This window comes from Pseudoalteromonas sp. JB197 (assembly GCF_002332205.1).
Taxonomy (GTDB): domain Bacteria; phylum Pseudomonadota; class Gammaproteobacteria; order Enterobacterales; family Alteromonadaceae; genus Pseudoalteromonas; species Pseudoalteromonas nigrifaciens.
This window is the reverse complement of the sequence record NZ_NRGZ01000001.1, coordinates 2,151,587-2,174,469: the sequence shown is the minus strand read 5'-3', so window position 1 is coordinate 2,174,469 and position 22,883 is coordinate 2,151,587. Positions and strand designations below refer to the sequence as shown.

The window sequence follows — 22,883 nt, the reverse complement described above, 5'->3', positions numbered from 1 at the left end:
GCAGTGCGCTTAGCTATAATCGAAGTCTAGCTGCACATTCCACGGCATTAGGTCGGTAAAATCATCATCACCCTCATCTCGATTCGGCAACGTTTTAAATAAATGCACAAAGTAGTAATACGGATTGATGTCATTAGCACGACACGTCATCACAATACTATAAAGTATCGCGCTGGCCTGAGCACCATTAACCGATTTTGAGAATAGCCAGTTTTTTCTACCAGTGGTAAACGGCCGAATATCTCGCTCAGTAATATTATTATCAATCCCTAGTTCGCCATCTTCACTATACCGCATTAATTTCGGCCATTGATTAAGCGTGTATTTTATCGCTTTGCCAATATAACTCCCCGCCGTTACTTTACCTTCGGCTTCATCAAGCCACGCTTTAAAGTGCATTAATATGGGTAAGGCTTTTTCTTGTCGTAACTGATACCGCGCTTGAGGAGATAACTGTTTGTTTTTAGCGTGGGTTTCCAGTTTATATAATTGGCTGATAAAGCTGATGGCTTTATGCGCTCGACCTTTGTTTTTCGACTCTGCTTTTAAGGCATCGTTATATTTGCGTCTAGCGTGTGCCCAGCAACCAACAGGGGTAATGCCTTCAATACCGTCATAAACACGGTAACCGTCGCACTGTAAATAGCCTTGATAACCGGCAAGAAATTCTTTTGCGCAAGCGCGACTTCGACCTGCTTGGTAATCGTAAATCACGACAGGCTCACGGCTGACCTCATTGCTGCGATAAACCCACATGTAGGAATTGCTGCTAGGGTTGTCACCTTCATCTAACACTTGTGTACGGGTTTCATCGGCACATAAACTGTGCTCACTAAGCAAGTGACGTTGCATGGCTGCCACTAAGGGGCTGATTAGCAGGCCCGCTTTAATACACCAATTAGCTAATGTTCCGCGCGATAGTTCAAGGCCGCCACGGCCCAGTATGTCAACGAAACGATAAAGCGGTAAGGCATCGCAGTATTTGCCCGTAACAACCGCCGATAACGCTTCTGGACTCGCAATGCTGCCAGGAATAGGCTGCTTGGGTTTAGGCGCGGTGATTATTTTACTGGCCAATTGTTCATGCTCGCAATGTCTGCAAGCATATTTAAATTGTTTGTGCTTAATGACACTGACTTTCGCCGGAATAATCTTCACTTGCTCGCTGTCTTCACTACCACATTGATGTAGTTGTTCACCGCAACACTGACACGTTAACTCGGTTAAGGTGTGCTCAACCTCTTCTCGTTCAAAGTGCTCAGCCAGTATTTGTTTACCTTTCTTATGGTGTTTAGGCGGCTCAGTCGTTTTATGCTGCTCCGCTTCATTGAAGGTGCCCCGTGGGGCTTTTTCACTTTTTTTACCGTATTTTTGGGATTTACTTAACTTAAGCTCAGCAAGCAAGTGGTCAATCCGCGATTGCATTTCAACCTTATCTTCTTGCAGTGAAATTTTATCTTTTTCTAAGCCATCAAGCTTAGCCTGCATAAGTGCAAGCTGATTTTGTAGTTCGGTGATGAGAATAGTGTCTGGCATTTTAATAGCATGACACATGGGAAAGATCGTTCAAGTAAAAAAAACGTTCTGGTTAATTTATATCACTGATAACCCTGATAAAGTTGAGTGGCGGGTTTTATTATTTACCGGTAAGCCAGATAATAACCATTGTAACTGCCGTTGTTCAATCCCCATGGCTACGTGTGCTTGAGCATGATTTGGCCATTGAAATCGTCCTTGCTCTAAGCGACGATAATAAAGCCAAAAACCATTGGTATCCCAAAACAAAATTTTTAATTTATCGCGTTGTTTATTACAAAAAACGAACCACGCTTGGCTTAAAGGATCGAGAGATAGGGTATCGCTGACAATAATACTTAACCCATTGATTGATTTTCGCATGTCGGTGAATCCCGTGACCAAGTAAACTTGGTGGGTGCAAGGTGTCACAGTACGCTCAATAATTTGGCTAGCGTTTGGTTAGCTAATGTCGACTCGAAGTCTATTTGATAGCCGTTTGGTGTGGTGAGTTTAATGATTGAAGGGTGTGTAAAGGCTTGCTCATGAATAACAAACGGGATCACCTGTTGCTTTTTAACCCTTATCGTTTCGTCAGAAAGGCGTTTACGCCAAACATAGAAAGTCGATGCGTTAATGTTGTTATCACGACAAAATTGAATGATGGCTAAACCACTCGATTTTTGCTGCTCAAAAATGCCTTGCCAGTGTTTTATTTTTTGCTGTTTATTCATAATTACCTCAGGTTAATATGCTGAGTAAATTATGCATAGGTAGCATTAATATTGGTATGTGAGTTTAATTGCGCGCTTACACATATAAAATTGAAGATGAAAATGAAAACAGTTATCATAAATGATATTGTAATAATATAATTCTTATCTCGGAGCCCCCCAATGAATTTACGTAAAAGTGCCTTAGCAGTAATGGCTGGCCTAATTTATGTGAGTGCACCTGCATATGCTAAAACAGAACAAAGTAATCAAAATAACAATGAAGATCTTGAGCATATTACCGTTGATGCATCACAAGTTAAGCTGCGCGACAGCTTCGCCGGTGGGCAAGTATCTCGTGGTGGTAGAGCAGGGATCTTGGGTAACCTAGATATGATGGACTCACCTTTTAACAGCACTAACTTTACTGCTGATCTTATTCGTGAACAACAAGCGAAAAGCGTCGCCGATGTGCTACAAAACGATCCCGTGGTACGTGTTGCAAAAGGCTTTGGTAACTTTCAAGAGCTCTATGTAATGCGTGGCTTCCCTGTTTACTCTGACGATATGACCTACAACGGCCTATACGGTATTTTACCTCGTCAGTATGTTGCTGCTGAGTTATTAGAGCGTGTTGAAGTGTTTCGTGGCGCAAGTGCTTTTTTAAATGGTGCCGCACCAGGAGGAAGTGGGCTAGGTGGCTCTGTAAACATTGTTCCTAAACGTGCAGGCGATGAGCCACTTAACCGCGTTACACTTGGTTATGAGTCGCAAGGTCATATGTATGGCGCAGCCGATGTCAGCCGCCGTTTTGGCGATGACAATAACAGCACTGGTGTACGCGTAAACTTAGTCCAACGTGGCGGTGAAACCAGTGTTGATAACCAAGACCGCGATTTGAGCGTAGCGTCAGTAGGGGTTGATCACCAAAGTGAGAAATTTCGCGTGTCGCTTGATTTAGGTTTTCAGGATCACCAAGTCGACGCTCCTCGTCCTGCCGTGACTCCATCAGGTGTTATTTTAGATGCACCCGATAGCGATACTAACTTTGCCCAAGATTGGACTTACACTAATGAGCGCCAATTCTTTGGTGCCGTGCGTGGTGAATACGACTTTACCAATAATATCAGTGCATGGGCAGCTTATGGCTTTAGAAGTGGCGAAGAAGATAACCGCTTTGCAAACCCTACCATGCAGGACAACGGCGATTTGAGTGCATACCGTTTTGATAATGTACGTAATGAAGATGTGCAGTCGGGCGAAGTGGGCATCAATATTCAGTTCGATACTGGCTCAGTTGGGCACACGTTAATTTCATCGGCGTCAGTGTTCTCCCTTGAGGCAGAAAATGCCTACGCATTTTCAAGCTTTGCTGGCTTTAATGCTGGCATGCTTTACAACCCAGAAACGGCCGATATGCCAGATGCTGACTTTTTCATTGGTGGTGATTTAAATAACCCGCTGGTAACTGAAAAAACCGAGCTATCAAGTTTTGCACTCGCTGACATGCTGTCATTCAATGACGGTAAACTACTTGTTACCTTAGGCGGTCGTTTTCAAAATATTGAAACCAATACCTATGACTACAACACAGGCGACGAGTTATCGGGCTACGATGAGTCGAAATTTACGCCAGTTGCAGGTGTCGTATACAAATCTTCGGAGCAGCTTTCGTACTACGCAAACTACATTGAAGGCTTATTACCGGGTGAAGTTGCGCCAACAACAAGCGGTGGCGAAGTCGTTGAAAATGCAGGTGAAGTGTTTGACCCGTTCCGTGCAGAGCAAATTGAAATTGGTTTAAAATACGATGCTGGCCAATACGGCGGCTCGGTGAGTGTGTTTAATACCTCAAAGCAAACGACAGTTATTAATAATAGGGTGTTTAGCACTGATGGTGAACAAGAAAACCAAGGCCTTGAAGTCAGTGTATTTGGTATGCCAGCAGATAACCTGCGTGTGATTGGTGGCTTCACTTGGATTGACGCTGAAATGAAAAAAACACAAGACGGCCTGCTTGATGGTAAAACCGCCATTGGTGTGCCTGATTTACAAGCCAACGTAAACGTTGAGTGGGACGTGAATGCACTACCGGGTCTAATCCTTGATGCTCGTGCTGCTTACACTTCAAAGCAATATGCAAGTGCAGATAACAGCTTAGAAGTTGATGCATCAAACCGTTTTGATTTAGGTGCACGTTATAACTTCTTAGTAGGTATGACTGATGTAACAATTCGTGCACGTGTAGATAATGTTTTTGACAATAACTACTGGGCATCAGTAGGTGGTTACCCAGGTTCAAACTACCTGGTTCTAAGTGAGCCGCGCACCGTTAAATTATCTGCATCATTCAGCTTCTAATAGGGTAATTTATGTGGGAGTCTATCGCTGCCTTTATTGGCAGCGCAATGGCGATTGGCTTGTTTTACCGAGCATGGCAAAGCAACCTCATAGCCTTTAAACGTATAGCCAAACTCGGTGCATTGGTACTGATGTTTGGTTCTTTCATGCTATGGGTTAAGCAGCACGGCCCAGAGTTGGGTATATGCTACGGCGTCGTGGCGTTTTCTTTACAAGCGTGGAGTTGGATTTATTTTGCCCGCCAGCGTATTGATAAAGATATAAAGCGTGTTAGCTTGCCTTTTGTAGGTGACTTACCCCAGCCTCGTTTAGCCGTATGCGTTAATGCATTGATAAAAGCGGCTGCGTGCGTTGGTTTAAGTGCCGTGTGCGCCATGCTAGTAACGGTTGTATGGACCACCGGATTGAACATGAGCAAGGTGAATCAAATCGCCCTAGGTATTTATACTATGCCTGTTTTATGGGGAGCTGCGAGTTATTGGCTTTGTGCCGATAGCAAATTATGGCGTCCAATTTGTGCGTTAAGTGGCCTCAGTGTGCTAAGTTATTTGTTTATTTATAGTGTGTAGTATGAGTATATCTATTTCTCCAAATACCAATAAAAGCGCGTTAAAAAGCCATGCTTGGATAGGCCTTGCTGTGAGCGTACTGATGTATTGGGTGTGTTTTTCGGGTGCTTTGTCTGTTTTCTCTCAAGAGTTATTACGCTGGGAGCAGCCACACATTGCTGACGACTTAAATTACACACCAAGCAGTATTCAAACTGCTTATGAGCGCTTTTTAGAAATGAAAGGCGGTAGCACCAACGGTAACATCGTGGTGCGCTTGCCAACGCAAGATTTACCCAGAGCGCGTATCAGCGCCGAGGGAGAGGCGTGGAATATATCGCCCACCGGTGAGTTAAGCGAGCCATCAACTACACCCATTACTGATTTAATTGTAGATTTGCACACAGCACTGCATTTACCTGAAGATCTCGGTATGATGCTTGTAAGCACACTAGGTGCAATTTTAAGCGCGTTGATTATTTCAGGCCTAATTGCCCATAGACGTATATTTAAAGATGCCTTTCGCTTACGCACAGGCAATAATGAACAACTCACGCAAGGTGATTTGCACAATCGAATGAGTGTCTGGGGTTTGCCATTTCACTTAATGATAGCGTTAACCGGGGTGTATTTTGGTTTGGCGTCGTTTTTAACACCTATTTACGCCGATACCTTATACAAAGGTAACAAACTGGATTTATTCGCTGATATTTATGGTTCTTCTATTGAAGTTGAAAACCAGCCCAAAGTGGCCAACATGACCCGCGCCATTAATGAAATTAGAGCAATGGAACCTAACACTCAACCAGTTTTCATTACCTTAGAAAATGCCACCAAAGACAATCAATACATTTTACTTGGCTCGCAGCACCTCGATAAGTTGATTTACTCTGAGCAATATCGTTTTGATTCATACGGCCAATACATCGATAAAGTAGGCTATTCAGACGGAGACATAGGGCAGCAGGCTATTTTTTCTGTGTACCGTATTCACTTTGGTCATTTTGGCCCCGAAGTGATGAAAATATTTTTTGGTTTAATGGGCTTTGCACTGACTATTATCTCAGTCACAGGCATTAATCTATGGTTGGCGAAAAGACAAAAGCAAGACGCCCTCAATCAATTATGGATGGGGTTTGTATGGGGCACACCCATTGCTTTTATAAGTGCAGCTTTATTAGGACTAGCATTAAATATCCCCACTAAGCCGGTATTCTGGCTAGTGTTAATGGTCATCTTAATAGGTTCTTTAATGCAAAAAGTGCTAGTAAAAACGCATTTAACCTTGCTTAAAATGTTGGCGATGCTGTTAGTTATGCTGCCAATTACGCACTTTTTGGTGCATTACCCTAATGCCTTAGTGCCTAATTCAGTTGCCATAAATATCGCGTTTATCGCATTCGCTTTATGTGTGTGGCGATACCGTTATTCACGAGTGAAAAAAGGCTGGGGTAGCTAATTAAAAGGAGAAACAATTACGCAGCGCCCTTTACGGATGATAAGATCCACTTTGCTTTAGGGGTTATTTGAGATGGATTTTAGCCAAGTATGTTTATGAACTTAATTTAAACACCAGAGGTTCGACACGGTATGAAATTGGCGGGATAAAGTAAATACGGTGCTTCAAATTAGCACCGCTATTCAAAGTAATATTATGAATTTTATTGTTCACCCACAGTAATAGGCGCTTACGACTATTATTGATGCCCTAAGCTTTGTTTGATAATTTCAATATCACTGCCGGTATCTTTAATATCAAATAACTGTATACGAGTATGGGGTTGTTTAAAATAACGGTGTAGTGACATCATTAACTTGCCGTCAAAAGTTGTAAAAATATTGCCATGACCACGGTCATCAGAAATTATAGGCTCTGATTTATGTGACCAGTTACCCGAAAGTTTTCCATTATCTGAATAGGCTAATGAGGTCGTATAAGCTTTATTTTTATCGGCATTCCAGCTTGACCACATTAGAATTAATTTACCGTCTTTACTTTTATATGGCCAAACACCATCTGATACCGTTGCTTTGATCATCTTGCCGTTATACTTCGTTTTTTTAGCAGTCCAATCAATATCTGCTGCACTAAATAAAAACCAAAGGGGTCAAATCTTGACTTCATACATCAATGGTCTAGATTTATAGTTTATTGCTCATTGAGTTTATTATTATGTCTAGACCACTGCGAATAGAGAAACCAAAGGGGTCAAATCTTGACTTCATACATCAATGGTCTAGATTTATAGTTTATTGCTCATTGAGTTTATTGTTATGTCTAGACCACTGCGAATAGAGTATGAAAATGCGTTTTATCATGTGATGAATCGCGGAAGAGGGCGTGAAAATACCTTTTTGAGTGATGACGATTTTAAGTGTTTTTTATACTGCATTGAGCAAGCAAGCCTTCGTTTTAATATTGAAGTACATTCGTATTGTTTAATGACCAATCATTACCACCTGTTAATAAAAACCCCAGATGCAAATTTAGGCAGAGCCATGAAGCATATTAATGGCCTCTATACGCAATATTTTAATAGAGCACATAATACAGATGGTGCACTGTTTAGAGGTCGCTACAAGGCGGTGCTGGTGGATGCTGATAATTACTTACTACATGTTAGCCGTTATATACATCGTAACCCAATAGAAACAAGTACACCGTTAGTAGATGTACTCATTGACTATAAATGGTCTAGCTATTCAGCTTTCATCAAAAAAACAGCGACGCCAAAATGGCTAGTTCGAGACTTTATATTTTCGCTTCAAGGAAAAAATCGTAAATATGCTGCGTACAAACAGTTTGTTGAATATGAAAATAATAAAGAGGTAAGTACGTTTTATGGCGCTAAAAAGTTACTTTCAGTTTTGGGTTGTGACGCATTTATTGAAAAAATAAAGGGGTATATAGCAATACCAGATAGCGAAAGAAGTATTGTTATTAAAAAACGCTCAACGGATGATGTAATTGATTACTTAGCTAAATATTTTTGTATAGATACACATGATATTGTAACGGTTAAAAAAGGGCGAAAAGAGAAAAACTTGCCACGTATGTTTGCTATTAAATTATGCCAAGATTTAACTGGGCAAAATTTAAAAGCGTTAGCCGTTATTTTTAATGTTCAACATTATTCAGCCGTATCTCAAACGGTATGTAGGCTAAATAAGTTAATAATTGAAGATGATAAGGTCAAATTACAATTCGTAAAACTGCGAGATAGCTTGATGTGTGAAGTCAAGATTTGACCCCAAACCCACCAAACCCACACACAGCCGTGCCATCCGACAGTTCACATAATTGCTTAAATAAACTTAAGAGCTTACGCTTCAGCCCCCAGTAAACTATCAATATAAGTGAGTTCTTCGCTAAAAATACCACTAATGAATGCACTTTGTTCGCTAATTACAGCGTCATGAGGTTGGGCTTTATAGTCTTGTTGGCACCTGACAAGTTCGGTGGCTAACCATTGGCATGTGTTGTTTGCTGTATTTATGGCTGTTTTTAAAAAAGATGACCATTTTATTTTTTGTAGATTAAAGCGGTATAGCGCGACAGCAATTAAGCTATAGGCTTGTTGCTTGGGCGATGGTGCGTTATTGCTCTTTAATGTGTAGCTGTTTAAAAGCTTGGTACTGATAAGGGCTTGTTGCAGTGCGACTTGCTGTAATTGGCTTAAAAAAGTAGTTGTCATAACGTGTTGTGCCTCTGTGAGCTTAATAACCTGAGCTCCGGATAATAAACTTATCTCAAGCAGCTATTTTCAGCGCTAACTGCGTTGAATTTACTTGCAATAGGCCAGCTATTGACGCGTAAATTCGCCTTGTTTTCACTGAAAGCCTTTGGCTAGAGAAAATAAAATTAAATATCAATATGATTTAATACGTTAGTAAATCTCTTAACCAAAGTTCAGGTTTAATAGTTAAGGTTAAGCAAGGCGTTTTATGACTCATGCAGTACCGAAAAATACAGCAACATTGATAGCAAAATAGGGCTGACTCTTTACTGAACTAATCAAACATAATTGTAATTGGGTGGGGAGCAGGCACGGCAAGATCATTATAAATTGAACTTATAGAGCAAGTAGTGATCAGATCAAGGCATAATAATTACTTGGTCGCATAAATATGAGCACTACTTTTCTGAAACATTTTAATTCAATTACAGATCCTCGCATTGAACGTTGTAAAAAGCATGAACTTATCGATATTCTTCTCCTTGCTATTAGCGCTGTACTCTCTGGTGCAGAAGGATGGGAAGATATTGAAGACTTTGGGCACCTAAAGCTTGATTGGTTAAAAAAATACGGTACGTTCAACGCAGGAATTCCAAAACATGACACGATTGCTCGCGTCATGTGTCGGTTAAAAGCAAATGAAATAGAAAGGGCATTTCAATCTTGGATATCATCACTGATTGAAACCACAGGTGCAGATATCATCGCTATCGATGGCAAAACCGCACGGCGTTCATTTACCACAAAAGACAGAAAAAGTGCCTTACACACGGTCAGTGCATGGAGTTGCCAACACCAGTTAGTGCTTGGGCAGACGGCTGTTGATAATAAAACAAATGAAATCACCGCAATACCAGAATTACTCACCCTGCTCGATATTGAAAACAGTATCATTACGTTAGATGCGATGGGATGCCAACAAGAAATAGCAAAACAAATCATCCAACAAAAAGCAGATTATATTCTTGCACTTAAAGGTAATCATTCAGGCATGCAAAAGGAACTAGAAGCGTGGTGGCACAAGTGCGAGCGTGAAAGGTTAACTAAGCATAATTGTGATGAACATACCGAAATAAGCTCAGGACATGGGCGTGTTGAAACACGTACATGCCAGCAGTTACTTATAGATAAAAGCTGGCTAGGCAAGGATTATCGTTGGCCTGGCTTAACGAGTATTATTAAGGTCAGGGCTGAAGTTCATGATAAGTCGGCAGGGTCGGATACCACTGAAACACGCTGGTATATAAGTTCATTAGACTTAAATGCAGCGCAAGCACTCAATGCGGTACGCAGTCACTGGCAGGTTGAAAGCATGCATTGGATGCTTGATATGAACTTCAGAGAAGATGAATCGAGAATACGCAAACTTCAAGGGCCATTAATGTTTAATGTAATGCGAAAGATAGCCATGGCGCTTTTTAAACAAGATGCATCTAAGTCAGCAAGTATGGCGAGGAAAAAGAAAATGGCAGGGCTAGACGATGATTACCGCTCAACCCTGTTAGAGTCTGGGATTAAAATGCGCTAGCCGTGGGGGAGCAGGTTTGTGTTGTCTTTTTTATGGGGAGCGCAGGAGCCTGTGTTTTATTGGTGAAAAAATCACGAACTAAAATATCATTCCCTTGAAGCTTAAAGCCTTTCACTTTTCCTTTATATGAATTTCATCTACAACTGCGTTATTATCTAAAAGGTATTAACCAAACCCGAGAACACGTTGAATTATTTAGCTCATCTTTATTTAGCACAGCCTACGGCCGATTCGCACTTTGGTAATTTACTGGGCGACTTTGGTGGTCAACGGCATTTAAACCAGATACCTATAACGGTAAAGAATGCGCTCGATAATCACTATTTAGTGGATAAATTTACTGACTCTCATCCTATAGTTAAAGAGGCTAAACAGTATTTTTCATCTAAGCGTAAGCGTTTTGCAGGGGTGGCTATTGATGTGGTGTTTGATCACTTTTTAATTATGCATTGGCAAAAATATAATCTACAGCCATTAAACGACTTTAAACAAACTAGCTTTGCGCTTTTGCATAAGCGTATGCCTGTAATGCCGCCGCGAATGCAGCACGTTGTAAAGCACATGACCGACAACGATTGGTTTAAAGAGTACGAAACCCTTGATGGGGTAGGGCTAGCACTTGATAATATAGCCAAGCGCATTCGCTTTACTAATACCTTTGCTGGTGCTGTTGATGATATAGCAAAGCATTATGATGAATTGAATGTTGTATTTTTAGCATTTTTCCCTGAGCTGATTACGCATGTAAATCAGTTTAATCTTGAAAACGCTAAAAACATCCGTGGGTTTTATACTTTATAGCCGGGGGATTTAATCCCCGAATCTACTTTTTATCCTCGGTAATAAACCTGATTTAGCTATCGGGTGCTTCTAATGTAAATACTAAATGTTTACGCATATCTTTTAAAACAACGCCTTTTTTTAGCATGGCTGCGCTTAAGCGTTTTTGCCATTTTAATAACTCTGGTTTTGCTGCAGCTAAGGCTTGCTCGTTGTCAAATTGAAAGCACAGTAATAAGGAGCCAGGGAATAAGTGATATTGAACGTCAAACCAGCATTGCAGCATACCAGGGAGTTCTGCTAGGCCTTGTTTTTCGAGTGTATCGGCAATATTAAGGACAAGCGCTTGCTGTTTTATTTGCACTGCAGAGAGTTTTTTCATTGTTTTATCCAAGTTGTAGGCTAACAAATACAGCCATAAGTGCTCATTATACCCAAGCTTTTAGGTGAGCAACAACTTTGAGGATAGTTAACCTAAACTCTGGATAATAAATTTATCTCAAGCAGCTATTTTCAGCGCTAACTGCGTTGAATTTACTTGCAATAGGCCAGCTATTAACGCGTAAATTCGCCTTATTTTCACTGAAAATCTCTGGCTAGAGAAAATAAGTTTAAACATCATTATTATTATTCAATGTGTTAGTAAATATCTTAACCAAAGCTCGGTGGTTAAAATAAAAGGCGCTGTTCAAAGTGGTTTTTAAAGGCTAATCTGGGCTTATTGTAAAAAGACGGTAGTAATAAGTTAATGAGTAAAACCACGAGTGGTATGCAGGCTTATCAGCAGCAAGAAGAAGGTTATCGAATTAAGGCGTTAAGATTGTACCCTTGGGTATGTGGGCGCTGTGCACGTGAGTTTGAGTATTCTAATTTACGAGAGTTAACGGTGCATCATATTGATCATGACCATAATAATAACCCTGATGATGGTAGTAACTGGGAGTTATTGTGTATTTATTGCCATGATAATGAGCATAATAAATATCACGAATATGTGTTGTACGGCGGCACTACAGAGCAAAAAGTGGTGGCGGCTACACATAACCCGTTTGCCGACTTAAAGGCGCTGCTAAACAAAGATAAATAATGGGTAAACCCATTTTGGCCAAGTGGTTAGTTTGGCTTACTTATTTCAAAGCTTTAGGGTCTGTTTATCTTTCAAGGTTAAATTTGCAGCAGTGTGTTTGGTATTTAGGCAAGGCAGAGCCTATGTGGTGTGGTTATTCCCCATAAATAGGCGATAACGTAGCATCAATGCCAAACATGCGCTGCCCGAAGGGGTCTTAGGGGCAATTAACTCTTTGTTAGGGGCATGAGCAGGATGCAAAAGCTTTGCTCGGTTTTTACTTATTCTTACATGGATGTAAGCCAGTAGAATAACGCAGGAGCAGTTATCGAGCCCACTAGGTTACAAACCTCGCGCCGTGATTAACTCGCCCCTAGTTTGAACGAATTTTAATCCGCAAAGGTCAGCAGAACCTAATCTTTACTAAATACGGCGCAGTCGCGGCCTTGTTTTTTTGCTTGATACATAGCATCGTCGGCGCGTTTAAACCAGCTAGCAACTTTGGTGCCCGGTACCCAAGCTGCAACACCAAAAGATACAGTAACTGAGTTACCTGTAGGTGTTTTCAACTCGTTTTTTATTGTTTCGCGTAGCTTGTTTATAAAGCTAACTTGCTCTTTGGACGGGATTTCGGGAATTATTAGCACAAACTCTTCGCCACCAAAGCGGTATAGCTTATCTGATTCTCTTATATGTGAATTGGTAATTGACACTAACTGCTTTAGTACTCTGTCTCCTTCGGCGTGGCCGAATTCGTCGTTTACCTTTTTGAAAAAGTCTAAGTCTAAAAACGCTAATAAATAAGTGCTGTTATAACGCTCTGCTCGCGAAATGGCGGCTAGTGTATCATCGTTAAGCGCACGGCGATTTAATGCGCCGGTTAAAGGATCGGTACTGTTTAGTTCTGCAAGTAAAGCAAGCTGCTTGTTGCCAAAAGAGGCATATACAAAAGCACAGGCAGCTAGCATTAAGTTGGTTGTAAAGTAAGAGTTTAGTGGCATAACATCGAATAAATTAGGTATGCTCGCAATAATTGCCATATTGCTAAGGGTGAGTATGAGCGCTTCTATTGGTTTAACTAAAAAAAACGTAACGGCTACTACCGGATAAACCCATAGCATACTGTTAATGCCGTTGGTAATTATAATGGCAATAACGCTAATATTAACAAGCAATGCAATAACGGCGCTAATAACACGCGGCTTTTTAGTGTAATGGGCATAACCGACTAAGGTTTAAATACCGCTTACAATGGCTAAGTCAATTAGCGCTGCGACTATGTTATTTTCTATAAAACGAATAATAATAAATGGCGTAATACCAAATACTGACACAATACTGAGTATAAGCAGAATAGAAAGCTGATGTTTTTCTTGTAGTTGCTTGAACATAAATGCCTCAAGGTAATAAATATAATAATGCCAAACCTAAACTAGTGATAGCTTAAGCAAGCGGTGCGCTTTTAAGTTTTTATTTACTACTTTGTAGGTTGGCACAGCGCAACGTGTTACAAGTTATAGCGTTGCGCTATAAAATAGTCAACTAAGTTAGAAGTTTAGCCTAAAGTTAACTAAGGCAAAACAGCAGGAAAAACTAGCTTGAACTGCAGAGCACTTTAGCTAGTTTTTAATAAGAGGTATTTACGCGGGGCCAACTAATTGCATTGTCACAATAGATAAAATAAGTACTGCTAAACCAAAACAAACAACCCAGTTTAATTTATGACCAAACAACAACCAAGTTGCCAGCGCAGTACCGCTAATTGAAAGAGCTCCCCACGTGGCGTAGGCAATAAACAGTGGGATGCCTTGCACAGCGAGGGTGAGTAAGGCAAACGCGGCCATAATAAAAACAATGGCAAGTATGCCAAAGCGTTTATGTTTAAATCCGTGCGACATTTCTAAAAATACGTTGGCGGCAATGTCAAAAATTACTGAGCCAAGAATATAAAGCCAATATACTGTCATTGTTTTTGCTCTTGCATAGCGTGGCCGCTGTTAATTATAACAATGCCGATAATAGCTAATAAAAGTGCAAACATTTGGCCAATAGAAATAGCTTCGCCTAAAAATACAAATGACACAGATGCAATTAATATCATCCCCAAACCTTCCCAGAAGGCGTTAGCAAGTGCGATAGGAATTTTGCTGGTGGCTTGGCTAAGAGCAAGATAAGCTAAGCCAACCATTAAAGTTACAAATAAGCTACCTAATAGTAACTGGTCTTCGTTTACCAGCCACTTCATTACTGTTGTACCTATAACCTCAAGAGTTACAGCTATTATTAAATATATCCAATGCATTTTTCCTGCTCTTAATACTAAAACATTGTGCGTATAATACTGCTTATTATTTTTATACTATAATTGCTCAGAGTCAAAATAATTGACACTAAGGGGGCTTGATGAAATTAGAGTCGTTACAGTACTTTGTGATGATTGCACAAACCGGCTCTATTGCTAAGGCGGCAGCGCGCTTGTCGGTTAATCGTAGCACTATGAGTATGGCGCTATCGACGCTAGAGGATCAGTTGGGTACAGCGCTATTTATTCGCACTGGTAATAGTATGCAATTAGCCCCCGCGGGTGAAAAAATTATTGACGATAGTATTCGCTTAATTAACCTTGCAGAGAGTATTAAGCACCGCTGCCTGCACGATGACGAGCAACTGCCACACCGCTTAGTTATTGGCCGTGATGATGCTTTACCCGAAGCCTTTTGGCGCGAAATTATTCGCAGTATTCGCAAGCGCTACCCAGGTATATCGTTAGAAATGCACTATGCGAGTGCAAATGCGTTGCAGCAAATGGTTGAAGAGGGCTTTATGGACTTAGCTTGTTGCTTAGATCAGAGCTTGTATGCAAATACTCAGCTACCTTTACAAGTTTTGGGCTGGGTGGCATTGCATATGGTTATTGCCAAAGATCATCCGTTAACGCAAATGCGCTATGTAAGTAATGAAGACTTAGCCAGTGTGCCGCAAATTGCTTATTTAGATTTAAGCCAAAGTGACATTCAAACTAATGTATCTGAGCGTTACGATATTGCGTTAAGTAGCTTTGAGTTAATTAGAGATGCAATACGCGACAAGCTAGGTTGGGGTTATGTGCCAGAGCCATTATTAAAAGGGTTTCAACCACAAGAGGTGGCGCGCATTGCTCATGGCTATAATGTTTCGTGGCATGGGTATGTGGCTATATCGCAGCAAGTAGTTGAAAACGAGCAGCCAATAATTCGTGATATTCGCCGCCTTATTAGCGATCAGATGGTGGCTTTACCTGGCATCGATATGAGTTTGCCTGCGTAATAGAGGGCTGTTTGTGCACTTATACACAAAAAATAATTGCTCCCTTTCGGTTTTTTAATCAATACAAAAACGACAAGCTAGAATGGCGAAGGTATTGCGAGTATTATAGCCTTTGGCAGTAGCGAAGAGGTGCTCTTTTCGTCTTAGCAATAATATATTAATGGAAGTAACGAATGACAACCAGTGGTCAAAATAACAGTAAAGGTAAAAAAAACAATCCATTATTTGAGGTCGTTTTTAATATTATAGTGCCTTCAATTATTTTAATGAAGTTTTCGGGGCCTGAATATTTAGGAACCGTTGTAGGGTTAATTGTCGCGCTTATATTTCCTGTGGGTTACGGTATTTATGATTTTATTAAAGCACGCTCGTTAAATTTTATTTCATTATTAGGTTTTTTAAGTACTTTATTAACGGGTGGCATTGCGCTGTTTGAGCTTAATGTAGAATGGTTGGCAATAAAAGAAGCGGCTATACCGGGTATTATTGGCCTGACTGTTTTAATGTCGGGTTTTTTTGGTAAGCCATTATTGGCAAAGGTGCTGTTAAACTCGATTTTATTTAAGTTAGATGTAATTTACAATACGTTAGATGCGCGCGGTAATACCCAGCGTTTTAAGCAGCAAATTACCAAGGCTAATTATATTTTAGCGCTTACTTTTGCTTTTTCATCAACTATGAATTACGTGCTTGCTAAGTGGATAGTGACCAGCCCTGCGGGTACGGTAGAGTTTAACGAGCAGCTTGGTGAAATGACCTTGCTCAGTTACCCTATTATTGCTATTCCGTCTATGTTGGCAATGATTGGTATTTTCTTTTATGTGATTAAAGTAATTACTAAATTAACCGGCATGAAGTTTGAACAAATGGTTCATTCACAGTAATTTAAGTTACTAAGTTTTTAGTATAAAAAGGCTTACAACTATGTGTTGTAAGCCTTTTTGCGTTTATAGCGGCTCGGGTTTTGCCTCATTGGTATGAGCTTCAAATAAGGCGACTTCGTCGGTAGGCTGGCTTACGCTATTTTTTTGTAGCGCAACATATAGATCGGAGTGAACATAAATGCCATTTTTACCCGATACCATTCCGGCAATTTCAAACCACGATAGAAGCTGGCGTTTTCTACCTGCTAGCTCAAGGCTAATGCCACGCTTTTTAAATATAACGTCTAAATCGGCAAGCATGGCCATAACGCTTAAATCTAAATGGGTAAAGCAAGGTACGGCATCAATAATAACGCATTGGGTATCGTCTTTTTGTTTTGCGTATTGCTCAAGTAATCTGCGTTTAAAGTAACTGGCATTAAAGTAAGTTAATGGCGAATTAAAGCGGTAAATAAATACCCCTTGCACGGCTTTTGCTTTATCGGTGGCATCTAAGCTTCTTACCACGCCTTTTATGTCTACGCCTAATATGTTGTCGGTAGGGCGCATTACGGTGCGAATAAATTGAAATAAACCCAGTAATACAGCAAGCGTAATACCCGGAATAACACCAATAAACAGCACTGCAAACAAGGTGGCTAAGGCAAGGTAAAACGCCTGCTTATCTTTAAACTTTAGTTGCCATACCGCTTTTAAATCTAACAAATGCACAGAGGCAATAATAAGTACCACGCCGAGTGCTGCACTAGGTATAAACTCGAGCGGGGCGGTTAAAAAAATAGCAATAATAGCAATAATAGTGGCGGCTATAATCGACACTAATTGCGTTTTACCGCCATTAGCGTCGTTAACCGCGGTGCGAGAGTCGGCGCCACTTACAGCAAAACCTTGCGACAACGCAGAGGCGAAGTTGGCAATACCTAGGGCTCTAAACTCTTTATCTGCATCTATGTCGTAGCCATTTTTTGCGGCAAAACTACGCGCTGTTAGCATCATACTTACAAAGCTCACTATGGCTAAGTTAAGTGCCGGCACAACTAGTTCACGAATAATACCAATATCAAATACAGGGGTGTTAAATACCGGCAGTCCGCCGGTTACTGTGCCTATGGTTTTAATATTAAATTGCTCTAAATTAAAAAACCACACTAATATTGCGCCCAAGGTAATGGCAAACATTGATGCGGGCCATGTAGGCTTTAGTCGTTTCATAACAAAGTAAATAACCACAGTAAATAAGGCCATTAATAAAGTGGGAATATGGGTTTGTGATAAATAAGTGGGTACACCCCCTAAGCGTTCAAGTAGGTATCTTTCATCAAAGGTAAAACCAAATACTTTAGAAAACTGACCCACAATGATAGTTATGGCTACACCGTTTAATAAGCCCATTAAAATAGGCTTAGATAAAAAGTCTGCTAATACACCTAATTTAAATTTACTGGCTATAAAACACCAAAAACCGGTCATGGCGGTCATGGTTACAACTAGCTGCCAGTGCTTAAAACTGTCGCCTGCGGCAAGCGGGGTTACTACTGCAGCTATAACTGCACAGGTTGCGGCATCGGGGCCAACTATTAATTGTTTTGAGGTGCCAAAAAGTGCATATAGCATCATGGGTAGTATGCAGGAATACAGCCCAACTGCAGCATTAACACCAGTTAACTGTGCATAAGCAATAGCAACGGGTAGCGCCACGGCGGCAACCGATAATGCCGCTCTTAAATCATCAGCAAACCATTGTCGTTCATAATGAAGTAAAGTATTTAAACCCGGCATAAAATTATATAAACGCGACAGCACTACCTTTCCTTATTAATAGTAATTGCTCTTTGATATTAAGTTTTATATTAAGATAAGTATAGCTAGGGAGTGGGTTTTTTATGCAATATAAAGCTACTTTTATTTAGGCATAAAAAAGCCTGCATAAAAGCAGGCTTTAGCCTTCAGGGAAAATTAAAATTTAGCGCGAATGCCTAAGCTATAACGGCGATCCGCCTCAGTGTACTTCCAAGCACCGCCTAGTTCAGATAGGTAGATTGAAGGTTCACCGGTTAAGTTTGTTGCGTTACCTACTAGGGTAAAGTTTTCGTTTATGTCCCAACTTGCAGAAAAGTCTAATTGGCCTCTGTCATCGCGGTAGTTATTACCATAAACAGTACCGTCTTCTGAAATGCTGCCGTTAGAGTTAATGTTTTCTACGCGTTTTTCGTTTTCAGTACTTAAGAAACCGTCACGGTAGTTATAAGCAAGGCGAGTAGAGAAACCTTCGTGTTCCCAAAATACTTGTAAGTTATAAGTATTTTCAGAAATGTCTAATAGTGGGTTGCCGTTTGGCTGTTCGCTGTCTGCGTAGGTGTAGTTTGCATTAATACCTAAACCAGAAAACGCACCCGGCAGGCTTGTAAAGAACTGCTGGTAACCTACTTCAAAACCTTGAACAGAGCCGTTTTCACCGTTAATGTTTTTAACGGTATCGATGCCGGTAAGTCCTGCATCTCTAAGGCCCGCAACGTGATTAAAACCATCAGCATCTACAGGATAGTTAGTTGCATCAGAGTAAACCATATTATCTTGAGATACGCCGGCAGTATCAAGCTGACATACTTGGTTCCACTGTGTTACGTTTTGCAGTGCAGCGGTAGTTGATGAGGCAACACACGTGCTTTCGTTGCTTAAAAATGACTTAACATCTTTATAAAATAGTGCAAAAGACAATACGTTACCTTCGTCAAAGTAATGCTCTACAGATAAGTCGTATTGGGTTGCGCGGTATGGTTCTAAATCAATAGCTCCTTGAGTTGCACCCGTTCGGTCGTTATTTACGTCAAATGCTGGGCTTAGCTCGCTAAAGTCGGCTCTGCGCATAACTTTTGCTGCAGCAAAGCGAAATAGTGTTTCGTCTGAATAGTTATATGTCACGTTTAAGCTAGGTAAAAAGTCTGTGTAATCATTTTCACCCGTCACTTTCACACCGTTTTGATAAACACTTGACTCAAGATCTGTTGTTACATAACGAGCGCCAACAATGGCTGTAACGCTATCAAAATCTAAATATGCCGATATATAAATTGCAGCGGTGTCTTCAACTACATTTTTGTATGCGCTTTCTTGAAACTCTTGATTGTCGTGTAAGCTCCCAGTAGACGCTAAATTAGTGCCTGCTAATAGTTGTTGTAATTGAGCATACGTATTACTTGGGTTAGATAAGCCATTATAAGTAAGGAATGTTAATAGATCGTTTTGACCAGAGTGACCCAGTTGATTAAAAGAATTATCGTGGCTCATAGTTGCAAAGCTGCCAGGGAACAGCGCGTTATAATCATCGGCCCATAAAGTTGCTAATGACCCATCTGAGTCGTTAATAGCGTTTTTATAAATATCTTTAATTTCTACTTTATATTGCTCATATTCGTAATCACGTTTAGTAAAACGTACACCCGACTTGAGCTCAGTCAACCAACTAACACTGCTTAACGGCTCAAACATTTCAATATCAAAACGAACAGCTGTTTCATCATTATTGGTTTTTCTATCTTCACTTTTGAATGTTCTTAATGCTAAGTTTTGTGGGTCAGTAAATGCAGTTGGATCTGAATGTATAATGCTTGGTAAGCGATTACCGTCTTGTGAAAATGCGCCATCATATAAATGGTTTACTAAATCAACCCCGCCACTGGCTTCAAACGTCGATTTTTCGATTGGACGTAATGTAAATTCTGAGTCAGGTCTTATGCTTTCAGAGGATGCAACAGCAACTTCACCAGAAATTTTGATGCTATCGGTAAGACTCCATTCTGCACCAAGTGCATTTGAAAACGAGTCAGTATCACGAAAGTCACTGTATGTTTTAGGAATACCAAATTCGTTAGTTAACGTATAGTTATTTACGCCGTTAGCGTCTTGTGTGGTGTTTGCATCTGTTGATAGTGAACCTGCTACACCTAAAATAGAGTTACCAGCTTGCTCACCAGAGCGCTTAGTACCACTTAAATCAAGGTATACCATGCCATTACCCGACTGTGGTGCCCACTGAAGTGACAAATTTACAGCAGTACGTTCACGTTTTTCTACATATTGCTCAATACTGTGCTCATCTCTGACGATGGCGTTACCGCTTGGTGTGTTTCCTTCTTGAGCGTTAATTACTATGTCTTGAGGTTTTACGCGGCTAGACGTTTCGTCTTGGCGAATTTCGCGATCTTGATATGAAAACATAGCAATGGCGCCAAACGTACCCATTTCATCAAAGTCCCAATTATTACCAACAGAGCCACTGAAAATAGGCGCTACGTTTTCGGTTTTATCTGCATATTCTGCATCTAACGACATAGCTGCTGTTAGTTTATCTAATTCTAATGGGCGCACTGTTCTTAAACTAACCGTACCACCCAGTGCTCCTTCAATCATATCGCCAGTTGGCGACTTAACAACTTCTACTGTTTTTAAGAAACTTGATGGAAAATCTTGAAGGCTAATGCCATCACGAGAATCGCCAATAGTAGAGCGACCATTTAATTCAACCCGGTTTTGCGGTAAACCACGAATCGAAACACTATCACCCACACCAAAGTCAGAATTAATAGATACACCAGTAATACGTTGCAAGGCTTCGGCAATGTTATTGTCTGGTAATTTACCAATATCTTCAGCAACAACAGCATCAACAATACGACCGTCAGTACGTTTAAGCATTGCAGCGGCTTTCATACTGTTAAGTATGCCTGTTACTTGAATAACTTCTATATTGTCATCAGTTGTTGAAGTGCTTTGAGTTTCTTGTGCAGCTAAAGCCGATGATGTCATTAAAATAATTGCAGCCGCGCTAATAAGTGCAGGATTACTTTTATGTTGTTTATTGATTAGTGAGGAAGTAATTCGATTAAGCTTCATGTATCTCTCCCGTTTGGGTAATTGTGTGTTGATGATGTGCTTTGGTTTACCAATTTTTCAGTGTTTTACTTTTTTTGGTAATGCGTAAAGTGTGGTTAAAATTAGTCCAATTAAGTTTTAATTTCAAGCTTTGCTTACCAGTTATGTGAATTTGGTATTACATTTTTGGTGTTTTTATGTTTAATATTTAACAGATTTAACAAGTTATGTTTTTAATTTATTTTGTAATCGCAGTTAAAAAGTTTAATTTAATGCTGGTATATAGGTTTGTTATTGCTATTTATTAATTATAATTTTTAAAAGCAAGATGAGTTTAACCTTACTTATTTGGGAAAATTGGGGTTTTAACCTATAAAAAATTCATTGTTTTAGGTAAGAAAGTGCTGATTAGTACCAAGGTGATAAAAAGAAATTAACTTACTGAGGGGGTATGAGGCTTTTATTTAAAATAAGAAATGTAAATTACTTACTGGTAATGGCTTTGTAGTTTTTATTTTAAGTTTAAAATAAAGTTGGCTAACCAATTTCATTGCTAATATAAATAAAATATCGACTGGTAATAATAGTATAAAATTTAAATGCAGATGTACGAGGGGTTAATCGGGGGAAGTTCTTTTTTATGCATTTGCTGAGCGTGACATTATTTAATGGCTACTTGGGGGTAAACTTTTTAAGAGCAAAATGCAGATACTTTGCTATGTATGATGTGCAATTATTTTAGTAGGTTATTATTTTAGTAAGTTATTAGCACTTAAAAAGCCCGCATTATTAATAATGCGGGCTTTTCTTAATTTTAAATTATTAACTAACAATAAATATTTAGCTATGTATGCCAGTTATAATAGTGCACCTACTTTTGTAGTTCACCTGTTGATGATTCAAGGTGGGCACGAATAAACCATTGAAATTGCTCTAGCTCGGCTAGTTGGCTGGTGATCATATCCTCAGAAACCGGATCAAGATCAGCAAGCGTATCTATGGCTTTACGATGATCGCTATTAATACCGCTATATACATTATCGAGTGCACTTAAATGCTCGGTAACGAGGGCTTTACCAATTGAGTACTCGTCCCATGTACGGCGATCAACAATTGATTTTGGCGTACCAACAGGTACTCCACCTAGCGTTGCGATGCGCTCAGCAATGGTGTCTGTCATTTCGCGTACAACCGCAACTTGTGGGTCTAGCATTTCATGCACGCCAATAAAATTAGGGCCAACCACGTTCCAGTGAATATGTTTAAGGGTAAGTTGTAAGTCAATTAGCGCAACCATACGGTTGTCGAGCGTAGCGATAGTTTTTTCTGCTGAATCGTTACTCATACCTGGAACGGTAAATTTAGCTGTTTTGTTACTATTACTCATAATTTCTCCTACTTAATTATTTTGCCCATTAATTACTATATGAACATACTTTACTTTATTTAAAGCAATCGCCATGCCGGGAAGGGATTTTAAATAAAGTTGTTTATATACAATCAGATAGAGTTTTTATTTGAGGGGGAGAGTGATGTTAAGTATTACATATTTGAAAACTGTGCACTTTTTTGT

22 protein-coding genes are annotated in these 22,883 nt (G+C 40.0%); 9 read left to right on the top strand and 13 right to left on the bottom strand.

Annotation, left to right across the window (positions count from 1 at the left end):
- Positions 1–9 precede the first annotated feature (9 nt).
- From CIK86_RS10280 to CIK86_RS10270, 3 genes are read right to left on the bottom strand one after another with little or no spacing between them, the layout of a single operon-like run.
- Positions 10–1,554 (bottom strand): IS66 family transposase, encoded by a 1,545-nt coding sequence (locus tag CIK86_RS10280; protein WP_086960352.1) that lies wholly within the window; start codon positions 1,552–1,554, stop codon positions 10–12.
- Positions 1,555–1,593: 39 nt separating this feature from the next.
- On the bottom strand, positions 1,594–1,947 hold the full coding sequence (tnpB, locus tag CIK86_RS10275) for an IS66 family insertion sequence element accessory protein TnpB (RefSeq protein ID WP_254910727.1): 354 nt from the start codon (positions 1,945–1,947) through the stop codon (positions 1,594–1,596).
- Entirely contained in the window at positions 1,944–2,249 is a 306-nt protein-coding gene (locus CIK86_RS10270; protein WP_013465796.1) for a hypothetical protein, read from the bottom strand. Before CIK86_RS10270 ends, tnpB begins: the two co-directional genes overlap by 4 nt.
- A 162-nt stretch (positions 2,250–2,411) precedes the next feature.
- Between CIK86_RS10270 and CIK86_RS10265 the strand changes: the two genes are divergently transcribed.
- Genes CIK86_RS10265 through CIK86_RS10255 form a run of 3 tightly spaced genes read left to right on the top strand, consistent with a single transcriptional unit; the run spans position 2,412 to position 6,596 of the window.
- Positions 2,412–4,589 (top strand): TonB-dependent receptor, encoded by a 2,178-nt coding sequence (locus tag CIK86_RS10265; protein ID WP_086994449.1) that lies wholly within the window; start codon positions 2,412–2,414, stop codon positions 4,587–4,589.
- Positions 4,590–4,600: 11 nt separating this feature from the next.
- Entirely contained in the window at positions 4,601–5,158 is a 558-nt protein-coding gene (locus tag CIK86_RS10260) for a hypothetical protein (RefSeq protein WP_086994452.1), read from the top strand.
- A 1-nt stretch (position 5,159) separates the two neighbouring features.
- Positions 5,160–6,596, top strand: coding sequence for a PepSY-associated TM helix domain-containing protein (locus tag CIK86_RS10255; RefSeq protein WP_086994455.1), 1,437 nt, complete (start codon positions 5,160–5,162; stop codon positions 6,594–6,596).
- Positions 6,597–6,834: 238 nt separating this feature from the next.
- Here the strand turns inward: CIK86_RS10255 and CIK86_RS10250 are convergent, their stop codons facing one another.
- Positions 6,835–7,176: a hypothetical protein gene (locus CIK86_RS10250; protein ID WP_086994458.1), complete on the bottom strand. Its 342-nt coding sequence runs from the start codon at positions 7,174–7,176 to the stop codon at positions 6,835–6,837.
- 235 nt (positions 7,177–7,411) lie between these two features.
- Between CIK86_RS10250 and CIK86_RS10245 the strand changes: the two genes are divergently transcribed.
- Positions 7,412–8,386 carry a transposase gene (locus CIK86_RS10245; RefSeq protein ID WP_086994461.1) on the top strand — a complete coding sequence of 325 codons (975 nt, stop codon included), beginning with the start codon at positions 7,412–7,414 and terminating at the stop codon, positions 8,384–8,386.
- Between the two features lie 74 nt (positions 8,387–8,460).
- Here the strand turns inward: CIK86_RS10245 and CIK86_RS10240 are convergent, their stop codons facing one another.
- A complete protein-coding gene (locus CIK86_RS10240; RefSeq protein ID WP_086994464.1) occupies positions 8,461–8,832 on the bottom strand; it encodes a hypothetical protein in 372 nt (123 codons plus the stop codon).
- A gap of 433 nt (positions 8,833–9,265) precedes the next feature.
- Between CIK86_RS10240 and CIK86_RS10235 the strand changes: the two genes are divergently transcribed.
- Positions 9,266–10,402 carry an ISAs1 family transposase gene (locus tag CIK86_RS10235; protein ID WP_008466968.1) on the top strand — a complete coding sequence of 379 codons (1,137 nt, stop codon included), beginning with the start codon at positions 9,266–9,268 and terminating at the stop codon, positions 10,400–10,402.
- A gap of 186 nt (positions 10,403–10,588) precedes the next feature.
- Positions 10,589–11,203, top strand: coding sequence for an ACP phosphodiesterase (locus tag CIK86_RS10230; RefSeq protein WP_086997747.1), 615 nt, complete (start codon positions 10,589–10,591; stop codon positions 11,201–11,203).
- 52 nt (positions 11,204–11,255) lie between these two features.
- On the opposite strand, the gene CIK86_RS10225 is transcribed toward CIK86_RS10230, so the two are convergent.
- The gene (locus tag CIK86_RS10225) at positions 11,256–11,564 is read right to left on the bottom strand and encodes a hypothetical protein (protein WP_011329115.1); all 309 of its coding nucleotides are present in this window, start codon (positions 11,562–11,564) and stop codon (positions 11,256–11,258) included.
- Positions 11,565–11,930: 366 nt separating this feature from the next.
- Between CIK86_RS10225 and CIK86_RS10220 the strand changes: the two genes are divergently transcribed.
- The gene (locus CIK86_RS10220) at positions 11,931–12,269 is read left to right on the top strand and encodes a YajD family HNH nuclease (RefSeq protein ID WP_086997751.1); all 339 of its coding nucleotides are present in this window, start codon (positions 11,931–11,933) and stop codon (positions 12,267–12,269) included.
- A gap of 392 nt (positions 12,270–12,661) precedes the next feature.
- Here the strand turns inward: CIK86_RS10220 and CIK86_RS10215 are convergent, their stop codons facing one another.
- The 4 genes from CIK86_RS10215 to CIK86_RS10205 form a co-directional block, all read right to left on the bottom strand.
- Complete coding sequence (locus CIK86_RS10215; RefSeq protein ID WP_254910755.1) at positions 12,662–13,423, bottom strand: GGDEF domain-containing protein; 762 nt, start codon at positions 13,421–13,423, stop codon at positions 12,662–12,664.
- Positions 13,424–13,483: 60 nt separating this feature from the next.
- Complete coding sequence (locus CIK86_RS19390; RefSeq protein ID WP_254910756.1) at positions 13,484–13,639, bottom strand: hypothetical protein; 156 nt, start codon at positions 13,637–13,639, stop codon at positions 13,484–13,486.
- A gap of 249 nt (positions 13,640–13,888) precedes the next feature.
- On the bottom strand, positions 13,889–14,215 hold the full coding sequence (locus CIK86_RS10210) for an SMR family transporter (protein ID WP_011329111.1): 327 nt from the start codon (positions 14,213–14,215) through the stop codon (positions 13,889–13,891).
- Positions 14,212–14,550 carry an SMR family transporter gene (locus tag CIK86_RS10205; protein ID WP_011329110.1) on the bottom strand — a complete coding sequence of 113 codons (339 nt, stop codon included), beginning with the start codon at positions 14,548–14,550 and terminating at the stop codon, positions 14,212–14,214. The genes CIK86_RS10210 and CIK86_RS10205 overlap by 4 nt, the downstream gene beginning before the upstream one ends.
- Positions 14,551–14,651: 101 nt before the next feature.
- Between CIK86_RS10205 and CIK86_RS10200 the strand changes: the two genes are divergently transcribed.
- Together CIK86_RS10200 and CIK86_RS10195 are read left to right on the top strand one after the other, a co-directional pair.
- On the top strand, positions 14,652–15,554 hold the full coding sequence (locus tag CIK86_RS10200) for a LysR family transcriptional regulator (protein WP_011329109.1): 903 nt from the start codon (positions 14,652–14,654) through the stop codon (positions 15,552–15,554).
- A 173-nt stretch (positions 15,555–15,727) separates the two neighbouring features.
- Positions 15,728–16,438 carry a VC0807 family protein gene (locus CIK86_RS10195; protein ID WP_086997754.1) on the top strand — a complete coding sequence of 237 codons (711 nt, stop codon included), beginning with the start codon at positions 15,728–15,730 and terminating at the stop codon, positions 16,436–16,438.
- 63 nt (positions 16,439–16,501) lie between these two features.
- Here CIK86_RS10195 and CIK86_RS10190 read toward each other — a convergent pair whose 3' ends face one another.
- The 3 genes from CIK86_RS10190 to dps form a co-directional block, all read right to left on the bottom strand.
- On the bottom strand, positions 16,502–18,241 hold the full coding sequence (locus CIK86_RS10190; RefSeq protein ID WP_011329107.1) for a SulP family inorganic anion transporter: 1,740 nt from the start codon (positions 18,239–18,241) through the stop codon (positions 16,502–16,504).
- A gap of 153 nt (positions 18,242–18,394) precedes the next feature.
- Positions 18,395–21,331, bottom strand: coding sequence for a TonB-dependent receptor (locus CIK86_RS10185; protein ID WP_086997757.1), 2,937 nt, complete (start codon positions 21,329–21,331; stop codon positions 18,395–18,397).
- An 850-nt stretch (positions 21,332–22,181) separates the two neighbouring features.
- Positions 22,182–22,697: a DNA starvation/stationary phase protection protein Dps gene (gene dps / locus CIK86_RS10180; RefSeq protein ID WP_086997760.1), complete on the bottom strand. Its 516-nt coding sequence runs from the start codon at positions 22,695–22,697 to the stop codon at positions 22,182–22,184.
- Positions 22,698–22,883 lie beyond the last annotated feature (186 nt).